Source organism: Collinsella sp. AM24-1 (assembly GCF_003470325.1).
Classification (GTDB): Bacteria; Actinomycetota; Coriobacteriia; order Coriobacteriales; family Coriobacteriaceae; genus Collinsella.
The window spans coordinates 32,012-45,244 of the sequence record NZ_QRHM01000008.1; the positions used below are offsets into that span (position 1 = coordinate 32,012).

Annotated in this window: 13 protein-coding genes; 4 read left to right on the forward strand and 9 right to left on the reverse strand. The window is 58.1% G+C overall.

Annotated features, from left to right (window positions below; genetic code table 11):
• Positions 1-31 precede the first annotated feature (31 nt).
• The 8 genes from DW661_RS04430 to DW661_RS04465 all read right to left on the reverse strand — a co-directional run bounded on the left by DW661_RS04430 (position 32) and on the right by DW661_RS04465 (position 9,273).
• A complete protein-coding gene (locus tag DW661_RS04430) occupies positions 32-883 on the reverse strand; it encodes a sugar phosphate isomerase/epimerase (protein ID WP_118328647.1) in 852 nt (283 codons plus the stop codon).
• 1 nt (position 884) lies between these two features.
• Positions 885-2,468, reverse strand: a complete 1,584-nt coding sequence (locus tag DW661_RS04435; RefSeq protein WP_118934798.1) for an amidohydrolase — start codon at positions 2,466-2,468, stop codon at positions 885-887.
• Positions 2,469-2,477: 9 nt separating this feature from the next.
• Positions 2,478-3,941 carry a YfcC family protein gene (locus DW661_RS04440; protein WP_117716559.1) on the reverse strand — a complete coding sequence of 488 codons (1,464 nt, stop codon included), beginning with the start codon at positions 3,939-3,941 and terminating at the stop codon, positions 2,478-2,480.
• Between the two features lie 218 nt (positions 3,942-4,159).
• Positions 4,160-4,903, reverse strand: a complete 744-nt coding sequence (locus tag DW661_RS04445; RefSeq protein ID WP_117786622.1) for a GntR family transcriptional regulator — start codon at positions 4,901-4,903, stop codon at positions 4,160-4,162.
• Between the two features lie 150 nt (positions 4,904-5,053).
• Complete coding sequence (locus DW661_RS04450; protein WP_316242604.1) at positions 5,054-5,713, reverse strand: HAD family phosphatase; 660 nt, start codon at positions 5,711-5,713, stop codon at positions 5,054-5,056.
• 63 nt (positions 5,714-5,776) lie between these two features.
• On the reverse strand, positions 5,777-6,619 hold the full coding sequence (locus tag DW661_RS04455) for a Cof-type HAD-IIB family hydrolase (RefSeq protein WP_187364984.1): 843 nt from the start codon (positions 6,617-6,619) through the stop codon (positions 5,777-5,779).
• Between the two features lie 235 nt (positions 6,620-6,854).
• Positions 6,855-8,549, reverse strand: a complete 1,695-nt coding sequence (gene pgi / locus DW661_RS04460) for a glucose-6-phosphate isomerase (RefSeq protein WP_118934802.1) — start codon at positions 8,547-8,549, stop codon at positions 6,855-6,857.
• 199 nt (positions 8,550-8,748) lie between these two features.
• Entirely contained in the window at positions 8,749-9,273 is a 525-nt protein-coding gene (locus tag DW661_RS04465; RefSeq protein ID WP_158561608.1) for an iron-containing alcohol dehydrogenase, read from the reverse strand.
• 157 nt (positions 9,274-9,430) lie between these two features.
• Between DW661_RS04465 and DW661_RS04470 the strand changes: the two genes are divergently transcribed.
• Together DW661_RS04470 and DW661_RS04475 are read left to right on the forward strand one after the other, a co-directional pair.
• Entirely contained in the window at positions 9,431-11,002 is a 1,572-nt protein-coding gene (locus DW661_RS04470; RefSeq protein ID WP_117758551.1) for a DNA repair protein, read from the forward strand.
• Positions 10,995-11,420, forward strand: a complete 426-nt coding sequence (locus DW661_RS04475; RefSeq protein WP_233508865.1) for a hypothetical protein — start codon at positions 10,995-10,997, stop codon at positions 11,418-11,420. Before DW661_RS04470 ends, DW661_RS04475 begins: the two co-directional genes overlap by 8 nt.
• A 26-nt stretch (positions 11,421-11,446) precedes the next feature.
• Here the strand turns inward: DW661_RS04475 and DW661_RS04480 are convergent, their stop codons facing one another.
• Positions 11,447-11,830 carry a heavy-metal-associated domain-containing protein gene (locus DW661_RS04480; protein WP_118934804.1) on the reverse strand — a complete coding sequence of 128 codons (384 nt, stop codon included), beginning with the start codon at positions 11,828-11,830 and terminating at the stop codon, positions 11,447-11,449.
• A gap of 174 nt (positions 11,831-12,004) precedes the next feature.
• Here DW661_RS04480 and DW661_RS04485 point away from each other — a divergent pair, with 174 nt between their 5' ends.
• Positions 12,005-12,709: a DUF3793 family protein gene (locus DW661_RS04485; RefSeq protein ID WP_117564428.1), complete on the forward strand. Its 705-nt coding sequence runs from the start codon at positions 12,005-12,007 to the stop codon at positions 12,707-12,709.
• A 45-nt stretch (positions 12,710-12,754) separates the two neighbouring features.
• Entirely contained in the window at positions 12,755-13,174 is a 420-nt protein-coding gene (locus DW661_RS04490) for a flavodoxin (RefSeq protein ID WP_117564429.1), read from the forward strand.
• Positions 13,175-13,233 lie beyond the last annotated feature (59 nt).

The following is a 13,233-nucleotide window of genomic DNA, read 5'->3' on the forward strand; positions in this document are numbered from 1 at the left end:
AATGACGTTGGCTGCGTGGCCGATAGTTGTTTTAGTCAATCAGATATTTCTCGAATGCGGCCATGTTCTTGGCATCTGCCGCCGCCGGGTCATCGTAGTAACGCCCGTCCGTGATTTCCTGGCCCAGCATGCCATCGAAACCATGGGCATTAAGCGTGGCGACGAAGGCGTCCATATCGTGCTTGCCATCGCCCCACACCAGATGGCCATACGGGTCACCGTCGATAAAGTGCATCTCGTGAATTGCCCCATCACCAAAGGCGGCAAACCAGTCCTCGAGCGTCTCGCCCGCAACGCCCATCGCGGTTGTATCAACCATGGGCTGTAAGTACGGGCTCGCGACCTCGTCAATCATGCGCTTCGCATCGGAAACCGTCGTTACAAGGTTGCTCTCCTCGGGACGCAGGCTTTCCATCGTAAGCACCAGACCGTGCTCACCGGCATACTCCGCCAGAATGGACAAGTGCTCGCGGCTGCGCTTCCAGGCTTCCTCGCGGTCCTCGTCCCAGTCGCCCCAGCCCGAGTTGACGGACATACGGTCGCACCCAAGTACCTCGGCAAGCTCAATGCCGTGCTTAAAGTACGCCAGGCTGCGCTGTTCATGCAGCGGTTTGCGTGCGCAGTACTGCCAAGGATAGACAACATTCTCGGGGCACAGAGTACGATACCTAAGCCCACGGCCTGCAGCCTTTTTCGCCAGGACCTCAGCCTCAAAGTAGCCCGTGTGGTCGAGCGTCACATGCGGCTCCGCACACCACAGCTCAATGGACTCAAAGCCCAAACGCTGCTGCACATCAAGGAAGTAATCGAGCGACCACATGATGTAGTGGATATTCATGCCCGCAATCTGTTCGCGGCGCAGCGTCGGTTTGGATTCAGACATCTTATGCCTCCTTATTTCGATCGAACACGATTTGTCCGTCCGACATCGTCATATCAACCGAAAGATCGCGTGCGTCGCGATAATCAAGGTCGAACACATCCCGATCGAGCACGCAGATATCGGCAAGCTTGCCGACCTCAAGCGTACCCAGTTCGTCTTCGCGCATCAGATCGTACGCGCCCCCGGCAGTCCAAGCACGCAAGAGCTCGACAAGCGTCAGCGCGTTGGCCTCATTCACGGGCAGTCCATCGTCGAAGTATCCACCGCACGCGCTGTAGATTGACTCGCCCAGGCTCGGAATCAGCAGTGGCAAATCCGTACCACAGCACACCGTGCATCCGGAATCTTCCATGCCGCGGCGATTCCAGCTGTGCAAAAGTCGCGTCTCGCCAATTTGTCGACGCATCATCGACAGGCAATCCTCGCGCCGGTCCAGCGTCAGAATCTGCGGATAGACCTCGCAAATTCCACCTATCTTGCCAAACTCGACAAGATCGGTCGGGTCAGAGTTCTCGAGATCGGTAATCGCATGGCGGCGAAGCAACCGTCCATGCTCGTCTCGAGGCAGCGAGGCATAGAGCGCCACGGTGCGACGAACGGCGCCATCGCCCTGGCAATGCAAAGAATATCGGAAGCCGTCAGCATCAATTGCGCGCAGCTCGTTCTCAATCAGATCCCACTCGGGCTCCTCGACAACCGTCTTGCCGGCAGCTCCCGCATCGGCCGTGTCCTCATAGGGGTCAATCATCTCGGCAAGCCCCGCCCATACGCCGCGATCGGTCATACGGTTGAAGCCAGAAAAACGAACGAACGGTCCCCGAAAGCGCTCTCGTGCCTCGCGAGCATACGACAGATTTGCACCGGCACCCACCGGCTGCGACATCATAGAGACGCGAACCGTCAGCTCACCAGATTCCTCACGGCGAGCCATTTCGTCGGCAAAACCGTAGTAGTCATCAAACGCCATCTCCTTGATGGCGGTAACGCCGCGCTCGTTAAGCATGCTCATGTAGTCCGAATACCCCGCACGTACCTCGGGCAGCGCGAGGAAATCGCTCATCATGCGCCAGATCTTCTCGGCATAGCACGCCTGGGGTGTGAAGCCGTATCGCGCACTGGCGGCAGCATTGAGAACGCAGGTCTCCGCACCCGGTGTAAAGCAGACGACAGGGATATCGCCAAAACAATCGTCAAACACAGCTGACGTATCTGCGTTCTCGGCATCCGATGCCAACGTTTCGGGCAGGTTGCGGCCAAAAGCCGCCGCGCAATCCGGATGATCTTCTTTCCATGCACGCAAGAGCGACACGGCCTCTTTGGCATCGGCGATGCCGGACAGATCAGACCCCAACGTCCGCAGCGCCCAGCCTGTATAGAAGGTATGTACATCGATCAGGCCAGGCATGACGGTGCGGTCGCCCAGGTCAACTACCTCGTCCGCCTGGGTCAAATACGAAGCTGCCTCACACTTGGTGCCAACCGCCTCAATTCGATTGTCACGGACCGCTACGAAACCTTCAAACGGCAGGTCCCCCGTACCGGTAAAGACGCTCTTAGACGTCAGGACCGTCAAACGATCAGACATCACAACCACCTACGCCGGAAGCATGCCAGAAATTGCAGTTACGATCAGGCCAAAGACGACCATGAAGATGAAGAACTTCCAAATGGTCTTCCACCATTGGCCAAACGAAATCTTAGCCACGCCAAGGCCGGCAACCGTCATGCCCGCCACGGGACTGATGGTGTTGATGGTCTGGTTGGCAAACTGGAGCGCGGTAACGGCCGCCTCGGGATTGAGGCCCATGAGCTCGGTCAGGGGGCCCATAACGGGCATGGTGAGTGCCGCCAGGCCAGAACTCGAAGGAACCAGCAAAGAGAGCAGGCCAAGGACGATATACATAAACGTGGTGTAGACGGCGGCGGGTGCACCGGCGAGCGCAGTAGCGAGCGCCTGGAGGATGGTGTCGATGATCATGCCGCCCTCGGCGATGACCAGAATACCGCGAGCGATACCGATAACGATGGCGGCGTACGCAAAGTCGGCGAGACCTTTAACGAACTCCTCAGCAATCGTCTGCTGGTCAAGACCGCCCAGGATACCGGCAAGCAAGCCCATGCCAAGGAACACGGCGGAAATCTCATTCATGTACCAACCCTGGGTAACAAGACCCCAGACGATAATGCCCATACCGCAAGCAAAATCGATAAGCACGAGCTTCTGACGGGTAGTGAACTCTTCCTCGATGGAGGCATCGGTCACGGAAAACTCGATACGCTTGAGCTTATCGTCCTCGTACGTAATGGACGACTCGGGGTTTTTCTTGACGCGCATGGCGTAGCGCATGGCCCATGCGATACCGACGGCAGTGAAGATGACCCAAGAAACGGCGCGCAGCCACAGTTGCGGATTGCCCTCGATGCCAATGATGCCCTGGGCGATCAAAACATTAAACGGATCGATGGTCGAAGCGCAATATCCCAGGTTAGGACCAAGGAAGCAGATGATGAATGCCGTCATCGAGTCATAACCGATACCCATCATGATGGGAATGAAGATGGCATAGAACGGCAGGGCTTCCTCAGACATACCAAACGTGGTGCCGCAAATGGACAGCAACGTCATCGTGATGGGAATGATGAGGATATCCTTGTTCTTGAGCTTTTTGATCACACGGCTCATGCCGGCATTCAAAGCGTTGGTCTTGGTGATGATTGCGAACGACCCGCCAATCAATAAGACGAACGCAACGACGTCGGCAGCCTCCTGGATGCCCTTAGTGGGCGCTTGCAGGACCGCGAAGATATCCTGCCCCAAATTGATGGTCTCGCCGGTCTCGGAATCGGTGTAGTTCTTATCGACCTGTTCATAGGTTCCAGCAACGGCGACTTCACGCTCGCCCGCCGCTGTCGAAATCGTCTTGCGCTGATACTGACCAGAGGGAACGATCCAAGTCAAGACCGCAAAGACAACGATCAGCAAGAACATGATCGTATAGACATGCGGTAATTTGAACTTAAAACGTCTGTTTGTCTTCTTCGCCTTCGTATCTGACATAGATACCTCCAAAGAACTCGAGACTGCATCGCATCTCGCTTCAACGTTTGCACAAGGCAAACGTTCTATGACGTTCTATAGGTTACCAGCAGCTTTTCTCGTCATCAAGATAATTTCAAACTGATTGCCGCAACGCGGTTGAACGGTTGCGTTTGCGCTGTGAACGGTATGGAAACGCCCGGTGAGATGATCCACCGGGCGTTTCCATTCGCAATGTCCTAGATGTCAAAAACGTAACGAGACCCAACGATCCGCTGACGACCGATGATAAACGGCCGCCGCTGCTCATCGAAAAAGAAGGCTTCCATATAAAACAAGGGTTCGCCAACGGGAACTGCCAACAACCGAGCGACCTCGGGCGACGCGCACGCGATCTCAAGCGTGCATGGGTCGGTAAACGCGGGCGTGCGACCCGTCCGGTTGCGCACGAACTCAAAAATGGATTGGTTAGATAGAGGTGCCGTTGATAGATAGGCGTTGTCCTCGTAAACATATATGTTGTTCTCGAGCATGACGGGGACGCCATCGGCAGTACGCACGCGCTCAACGCAAATCAAGTCAGTTCCAACGGGAACACCAAAGAACTGTGCTTCGGTGGAATCCGCCGGCAGTATCTTTCTCGAAATGACACGCGCCCCCGGTTCCATTCCGTTTACGCGGCATGCGTCCGAAAAACTCTGGACGTCATCCTTCTGGCGAATCTTGCGTTTGAGCTTGGGGGCATTGACAAACGTGCCTTTCCCCTGTCGCTTCGTTAGATAGCCCTGTTGGACGAGCTCCTCAATAGCGCGTCGCACGGTAACGCGGCCAACTTTATAGCTCTCAGCCAATTCGAATTCGTTGGGTATCCGCGCGCCTGCCTTGTAGGCACCGGAGTTGATTTCGTTTTTGATGATATCGATAACCTGTTGGTACAGCGGTATCGCTGCTTTACCGTCAGTTAGCCCTTCAGTCGGTGGCATATACCCTCTCCAAGCACAATTAAGTCTAAAACGGACTTAGGGGCATTCAACAAGTCCTTAAGCCCGCATTAGCTTAAAGTATGCTAGGTGTCGCACCAAAATGTCGGCTATTTACTCATCAGACCCGAAAAACGCGCAACTACCGCGCTCCTAAGAAAGCGTGAGCAGCTCCGGCAGCTGGTCGATGATCTTGTCCGCGGCATCCTGGCTAAAGCCGAAGCGCTCCTCGCGCTTGGCAATGACTGTCAGGCCGGCTCGCTTGCCGGCAGTGATGCCAGGCACCGAATCCTCAACGCAGCAGCAGCGGTCCGCGGGCAGCCCCAGCAAGTCCAGCGCATGCAAGTAGATATCGGGCTCGGGCTTGCTCTCCTTAAACTGCTCGCCGCTCACCACATATTCAAAGGCATCCGACAACCCACACGCGTTGAGCACTTCCTCGATGCTATCCACGGGAGACGAGCTGGCAAGCGCCACGCGAACGCCACGGCGCGGCAACTCTCGAATCGTATCCACAGCGCCCGGGTTAATCAAAGCCTGGTAGTCACGCAGACGCTTATGCGCCCACTCGTCCCAACGGGCCAACGCTTCTTCGCCAGTGAAATGCCCCTTACCGGCACGCTCAAACCAATCGACCAGCATATGCAGGAAGAACTGATGCGAGGTACCGACCTGCCCATTCAACTCCTCTTGAGTCAGGTTCAACCCAAGCTCCTTGGCAAACGCGGCAGTCTCGCCCAGGTAGTAATACTCGGTATCGACAATGACACCGTCCATGTCAAAGATAACGGCGTCGAACGGAAATGCAGACACGGCACCCTCCCTAACAAAAGGGCGCCTGTAAGCAGGCGCCCGAACCATGCATTATCGGCGATTCTAACCCAGCAGCTTATCCAGCGCCACCGCAATACCGTCTTCGTTGTTATTGGCGGTCACCATCTGGGCCACAGCCTTAACCTCATCGACGGCGTTGCCCATGGCAACACCGGTGCCGGCCCACTCAATCATGGACTTGTCGTTCTGGCCGTCGCCAAACGATACGACCTCACTGGCATCGATGCCGAGCTTGGGCAGGGCACCCTCGAGCGCACGGGCCTTGTCGATACCGGGCGCCGTGTACTCAAAGTACCAGTCAGCCGTAAACATGCCCGAAAGCGTCTGGGTAAAGGGCGCATACATTTCCGCGTAATGCGCCTGCAGGTAGGTCGGATCGCCCGCCGTCAGCAGCTTGTCCACGGGATAAGCATCAACGACCTCATGCAGGCTTTCCACCTCGCGGATCTTAAGATCGCACGCATCGCGCTCATACTTGACGATGTTTTTCTGAGAGCCGTCAGGCAGCGTGATCATGCAATGGTACGAGTCCTCGACGTGCAAATCGCGACCGAGCGAAATCATAGGGATCACGTCAAAATTGCGCAGATGATCAATCAGACGGTGCAGCTCGTCAGCCGGCATGGCTTGGTCAAAAAGGACCTCATCGGTCTGAGCGTCGACCACATGCGCTCCATTAAAGGCAACTAACAGACCGTCATGGTTTTGAAGGTCGAGCTCCTGCGCCAAGGCGTGAAGACCCCAGGCGGGACGACCCGAAGCCAAGATGAGCTTAATACCCGATTCCTGCGCCGCGAGCAGCTTCTCGCGCGTACGCGGGCTGATCACCTTCTGGTCGTTGGTGAGTGTACCGTCGATATCCATTGCGATGGCTTTGATTGCCATATATGCCTCCCTATCATTGAACAACCTTGTCTGAGCCATCATACAGAACACCCACGGCGGCGCTGTCTGCAACGGGTAAAAAGTCATATTGTCCCGAACATGAACGGCGCGCCTTCGACGATTGCGATGCCCGTCGAGGCGCCTCCCGATACATTCCATCCTATCCAAATAGCAAGGGCCCGTATCCCAACGGATACGGGCCCCTTTCAGCCATAAGCCAACTCGGCCGTAAAAACTACTTGCGGTGAGCGCGGTAGAACTCGATGAGCGCCTGGGTCGAAGCGTCCTGCTCGGCCTTGGCGGCGTCGTCGTGGAAGGCCGGGGTGATCTGCTTGGCAAGCTGCTTGCCCAGCTCGACGCCCCACTGGTCGTAGGAGTCGATGCCCCAGACCGTGCCCTCGACAAACGTGATGTGCTCGTACAGGGCGATGAGCTCGCCGAGTGCGAACGGGGTCAGCGTGTCGCCGAAAATCGAGGTCGTCGGACGGTTGCCCTCAAAGCAGCGAGCCGGGACGATCCGCTCGGGCGTGCCCTCGGCACGAACCTCGTCGGCCGTCTTACCAAAGGCGAGCGCCTTGGTCTGGGCCAGAAAGTTGCCCAGGAACAGCTCGTGGACATCCTGCCCATTGTCGGTTGCGGGGTTGGCAGTGTTGGCGAAAGCGATAAAGTCGGCCGGAACCACCACGGTGCCCTGGTGCAGCAGCTGGTAGAAGGCATGCTGGCCGTTGGTGCCGGGCTCGCCCCAGAAGATCTCACCGGTGTCGGAGGTCACGGCGCTGCCGTCCCAGCGGACATGCTTGCCGTTGGACTCCATGGTGAGCTGCTGCAGGTAGGCCGGGAAACGATGCAGGTACTGGCAGTACGGCAGCACGGCGTGGCTCTTGGAACCGAAGAAGTTGACGTACCAGACGTTGAGCAGACCCATCAGCGCGACGGCGTTGTTCTCGAGCGGGGTGTTGCAGAAGTACTCGTCGATGGCGTGGAAGCCCTCAAGGAACTGCTGGAAACGCTCGGGGCCGAGCACGACGATCAGCGACAGGCCCACGGCGGAGTCGACGGAGTAGCGGCCGCCGACCCAGTTCCAAAAACCGAAGGCGTTGGCCGGGTCGATACCGAAAGCCTCGACCTTCTCGAGTGCGGTGGAAACGGCGACGAAGTGCTTTGCCACAGCCTCGGCGTTCTGTTCATCGGAACCGTCGATGGCACCCTGAGCCTTGAGCTGCTCGAGCATCCAGGTCTTGACCTCACGAGCGTTGGTGAGGGTCTCAAGCGTGGTGAAGGTCTTGGAGACGATGATCACGAGCGTGGTCTCGGGATCCAGGCCGCGGAGCTTCTCGGCCTGGTCGTTGGGGTCGATGTTGGAGATGTAGCGGCAGTCGATACCGGCGTCGGCATAGGGGCGCAGAGCCTCGTAAGCCATCACCGGGCCCAGATCGGAGCCGCCGATGCCGATGGACACCAGGTGCTCAATCTTCTTGCCGGTAACGCCCTTCCACTCACCGGAGCGCACGCGCTCGGCGAAGGCATACATGCGATCGAGGACCTCGTGCACGTCGGCGACGACATCCTGGCCGTCAACGATGAGCTGCCCCTTCTCGCTTGCCGGGCGGCGAAGCGCGGTGTGCAGGACGGCGCGGTCCTCGGTGGTGTTGATGTGCTCGCCGGAGAACATGGCGTCGCGGCGCTCCTCGAGCTTCACCTCGCGGGCAAGATCGCACAGCAGCTTGACGGTCTCATCGGTCACCAGGTTCTTGGACAGATCGAAGTGAAGGTCGCCGGCGTCAAAGCTCAACTTATTCACGCGGTCGGCGTCAGCGGCGAACCAGGCCTTGAGGTCGATGCCCTCGGCCTCAAGCTTCTCCTGATGAGCCTCGAGTGCCTTCCAAGCGGCAGTCGACGTAGCATCGATAGGTGCGGCAACAGTTGCCATAGAGTCCTCCTCAGCATACGGGCGCACGCCTCCATGCGCCCGGACATTCAGATGCCACTATTCTAGCGCAGGTCAAGACTACAATCAGCGAGCGTTGCCAATCGGCCCCCAAACGGCAACCGAACAAAAAGGGACAGGTTTATTTTGGCAGGTCAAACGCTTTACCAACCAAAAATAACCCGTCCCTTTATGGCAAATATTAGGCCGCAGCGCAGACGCTACCGAGCAACTCACGCAGAGGAGACCCGATGTCCTCCAGCAGTTCGGGCGCGATAATGGCAAAAACGGGGACCTCGCCGGTGCCCACGACAGCAGGCACCTTGCCCTCCGAGACAATGCATCCATAAGGCACAAAGCCGTCTTCGTCGGCATCGAGCGCCGCCATGCGACGCGCGAGCTCGCGCGCAAAGCCAGCAGTATCGGCATCGCCAATCGCCAGGACAAAGTTTACGCCTTCGTCGGTCGCCAGGGCCACGGCTTCGTCGATCAGCTCGTCTCCCCCGTCGCCCTCAAACGAGCCGCAGCGGAAAAGCACACGCTCGAGTAGGGCTCGATCAAGCGAGCCAAGTGCCGCCGAGACAAGCTCATCGCGCGTATGCTTGTCACCGCCCAGCACAACCAGCGCCTTGGTGCCACCGTAGTGAGCGACCAATCGTCCGCACCAGCGAGCCACATCCCCATCCGCAACCAAGCGCGTCGGCATACCAAACCCATAGTTGACCATTATCCCCACAACCCTTCCGTGCGTATAGGCGGTATCAATCGTTAGGCTCATGCTACGAAGCGAGGTTTTCCGAGCTGTTTCGCGCTCTTTAGAGCTGCGTTAAAAAACCCGATGCAACCGCACGACCATACCCGCCAAAGAGGGACAGGTTTTGACGATGTCCGCGCAAGCAGGTATTATCGAACATGTATTCGATAAGAACATGTGTTTGATGGGAGGACGCGTGGGGCACGAGCGTCACACCTATATCTGCATCGACCTTAAGACGTTTTACGCCAGTGTCGAGTGCGTCGACCGCGGACTCGACCCACTCACTACGTGCCTGGTCGTTGCCGACGAATCGCGCGGGCGCACGACCATCTGCCTCGCCATCACACAGGCTATGAAGGACCTCGGGATACACAATCGCTGCCGTCTGTTCGAGATTCCCGACGGCATCGACTGCATCAAGGCCGTACCGCGCATGCAGCACTACATGGAGGTGTCGGCGAAAATCTACGGCATCTATCTGGAATACGTGAGTCCGCAAGACATTCACGTCTACTCCATCGACGAATGCTTTATCGACGTGACGCCCTATCTGGACCTCTATCACACCGATGCGGAAGGGTTCGCCTGCATGTTACGCGACGAAGTCCTCGCGCGCACGGGCATCACGGCAACGGTCGGGATCGGCCCCAACCTATTTCAGGCCAAGGTGGCGCTCGACATTACCGCCAAGCACGTACCCAGCCGCATCGGCATACTCGACGACGAGACCTTTCGCAAAGAGATCTGGCCTCATCGTCCCATTACCGATATCTGGGGCATCGGCCCCGGCGTGGCAGCCCGCCTCGAAAAGTACGGCGTCTACGATCTGATGGGCGTCGCCGCGCTCGACGAAAACCTGCTTTACGATGAGCTCGGCGTCAATGCCGAATATCTTATCGACCACGCCTTTGGGCGCGAGCCAACGACCATCGCCGATATCCAAGCCTATCGCCCGCAAGCGACCTCGACCACCACGGGGCAGGTGCTCTCGAAGGGCTATGCCTACGAGCAGGCCTACACCGTCTTGCGCGAAATGGTCGATGCCGCCGTGCTGGATTTGATCGACAAGCACGTGGTGTGCGACAGCATCTCGCTCTTTGTGGGCTATGCAAGCGAGCGCGCCGACATACGCCGGCTCAACGCCAGCGGCACGGCGCAGTATATAGACGGCTGCGGACACCTGCGCTCGAGTACCTCGGGCATCGAACCCGCAGCGACCGACGGCTCCGAGCTCGCGCCCCGTGCTCCCAAGCCCGTCCAGCGCGATGACGAAAGGCGTCGCCTGGTGCGCGAAGCGCAGGCAATCGATGGCATCTTTGTGGGAGAGCATGGCGGCAAACCGCGTGGTGGCTATGCCGCACTCTTTGCGCACTCCAACGCCTCGCGAAAGCTGCCCGAGCGCACTAATTCGTTTAAGAAAATCATGGGGTATTTCGATGACCTTTGGGCACAAACGGTCGATCCCAAACGACCGGTCAAGCGCATCAACCTGGGATTTGGCAACCTCATGCCCGAGGAATTTGCCACCATCGATCTGTTCAGCGATATCGAGGCCGATGAGCGCGAGCGCGACCTGGCGCGCGCCGTCCTGGCCGTGAAAGACAAGTACGGCAAGAACGCGCTCGTCAAGGGATTAAGCTTTACCGCCGGCGCCACCGCGCGCGAACGCAACGATCAGGTAGGAGGACATCGTGCCTAAGTCCCAACAACAGCCGATGCGGCCACCGACGCCTTTTGAACGTCTAGCGGACCCCGAGGGAAGACGTCGATCCGCCGACCCCAAGCTCACCGCCAACGGCGCCGTCCGTGCCGGCCGTGCCGCGCAGTTTATGCCCTTTGCCGCCCTCACGGGATACTACGAACTCGTGCGCAAGCAGGAAATCACCGTCGAGCCAAAACGTGAGCTCACGGAAGAAAAAGCCCTCGTGCTCTCTAAAAAACTCGAGGGTCTCAAACGTAGCGACTTGGTTCGTGTCACCTATTACGATACATACGGCTATCGCAGCCGCACCGGCATCCTCGACGAGGCGCTCCCCGCCTTCAAGCTCCTCAAGCTCCGAGACATCGCCATCGACTTCGACGACATCCAAGACATCGAGCTGCGCGGACGAGCCTAGCCAAGGAAGCGCACCCAGAGCGACGCTTACAGCGTCATGACGTAGTAACCCGCATCTCTCACGGCAGTCTCAAGGACACCGCGATTGATCGGCCGCTTGGAGCGCACACGCGCTGTGTGGTCCGCGTACGTTACCGTAGCCCACACACCATCCAGCGCATTGAGGGCATTGGCTACGTTCTGAGCGCAGCCGTCACAGCTCATGCCGCCGATGAGCAGCTCATCGCTATAGGGATAGTGTGACGCATCGGTATCCACCACAACAACCTTTTTGGCCTTCTTGCCGCTCGTACCATCGCTGCAGCAACTCTTCCCGTGTGTCGAAGCGGCAATGCGACGCAGTCCAAAAAACATGCCGACGGCAATGACGGCCAGCACGATGAGATTCGCAGGGTTGAGCAAGTCACTCATGCGCTCCCCTTTCAAGTAGCACTATCTAGATACCCCCATGGGGTGCCCCCATCTTAACCCAAAATCATGTCTGTTCGGTCAATTAGTTTCCCTCTTCAAACTTTTTTGTTGACCATGGCTTACTTTCGTGTATAAGTTTTCCTAGGCTAACAGTTTAGATCCGTAAGGAGCGCCGTGACTCGAACCATAGACATCCCAACGTTTCAGGCGGCAGTCGTGCGCAACTGCTCTCCCACGCTCGCGGGCATCAAGCCGGCATCGCTCTTTACCTATCCAGGCACCTACGCCCACGGGGACGGCTCGACCACAACCGAAACCATTGCAGAACGCCGAGCACGCCTGCTCAACGTTATCGCCCAGTGCAATCGCGAGCTTGACCCGCTCGGCATCCACCTGAGTGTTTTGGTCTGGCGGCCCTGCGGAGCGCTCGTGTACGCGTACCGAGCCAAAAGCCTCACCACCTATTTCGCAGACCCTCGCGTCCAAACGGCGCTCACCTCGGAAGGCTACGACACGAGAGACCTTTCGGCATGCCTTGTGCATTTGGCATCACGCATCACGCTCGCGAGCAATAACGTCGCGGAATGCGCCTGCAGCCAGACTCGATGCGCACTACCCCAGCAAGCTAGCTGCAGCAAAGACTGCACCTGCGAGTTTCCGCATGAAATAGGCTACTTCCTTGGATATCCCTACGACGACGTGCACGAATTTATCGTCCAGCGCGGCGAGAACTACAAGGTCTTTGGGGCCTGGAAGGTCTACGCAAATGTCGAGCAGGCGCTTGCGACGTTTGATGCCTACCGTGCCTGCACCCAATACTTCACTTTTATCTATCAGCAGGGCTGCAGCCTGGCGCAACTTGCCCAGGCAACCCGATAGAACGTACAAGCCGCGGCAAGCGCCGCACGACCGAAAGGACAAAACATGAGCAAGATCGCCGTCGTCTACTGGAGCGGCACGGGCAATACCGAGGCCATGGCAAACCTCGTCGCCGAAAGCGCCACGTCCGCGGGGGCCGAGACTGAGGTCATCCCCTGCGCCGACTTCTCTGCCGACAAGGCCGCCGAATATGATGCCTTCGCCTTCGGCTGCCCCGCCATGGGCTCCGAGGAGCTTGAGTATGACGAGTTTCAGCCTATGTGGGACGAGGTCAAGGAGACCCTCGGCGACAAGAAGGTCGTCCTCTTTGGCTCCTATTCGTGGGCCGAGGGCGAGTGGATGGACAACTGGAAGGCCGACGCCGACGAGGCCGGCGTCAACGTCGTGGACTCCGTCATTTGCTACGATGCGCCCGACGATGAGGGCGAGGCGGCCTGCAAGGCCCTCGGAGCCGAGCTCGCGTAACGAAACCAGGCCTCCAAAAGAGCCTGTATCACAGCGCATCCCCATCCCTACAAAAGAGC

Bases quoted from the DNA above. Each gene is read 5' to 3' on its own strand.
- DW661_RS04445 (WP_117786622.1), bottom strand. From the start codon at position 4,903: ATGCCACCGACTGAAGGGCTAACTGACGGTAAAGCAGCGATACCGCTG.
- DW661_RS04440 (WP_117716559.1), bottom strand. From the start codon at position 3,941: ATGTCAGATACGAAGGCGAAGAAGACAAACAGACGTTTTAAGTTCAAA.
- DW661_RS04435 (WP_118934798.1), bottom strand. From the start codon at position 2,468: ATGTCTGATCGTTTGACGGTCCTGACGTCTAAGAGCGTCTTTACCGGT.
- DW661_RS04470 (WP_117758551.1), top strand. From the start codon at position 9,431: ATGTCCGCGCAAGCAGGTATTATCGAACATGTATTCGATAAGAACATG.
- pgi (WP_118934802.1), bottom strand. From the start codon at position 8,549: ATGGCAACTGTTGCCGCACCTATCGATGCTACGTCGACTGCCGCTTGG.
- DW661_RS04455 (WP_187364984.1), bottom strand. From the start codon at position 6,619: ATGGCAATCAAAGCCATCGCAATGGATATCGACGGTACACTCACCAAC.
- DW661_RS04430 (WP_118328647.1), bottom strand. From the start codon at position 883: ATGTCTGAATCCAAACCGACGCTGCGCCGCGAACAGATTGCGGGCATG.
- DW661_RS04465 (WP_158561608.1), bottom strand. From the start codon at position 9,273: ATGGTCAACTATGGGTTTGGTATGCCGACGCGCTTGGTTGCGGATGGG.
- DW661_RS04490 (WP_117564429.1), top strand. From the start codon at position 12,755: ATGAGCAAGATCGCCGTCGTCTACTGGAGCGGCACGGGCAATACCGAG.
- DW661_RS04480 (WP_118934804.1), bottom strand. From the start codon at position 11,830: ATGAGTGACTTGCTCAACCCTGCGAATCTCATCGTGCTGGCCGTCATT.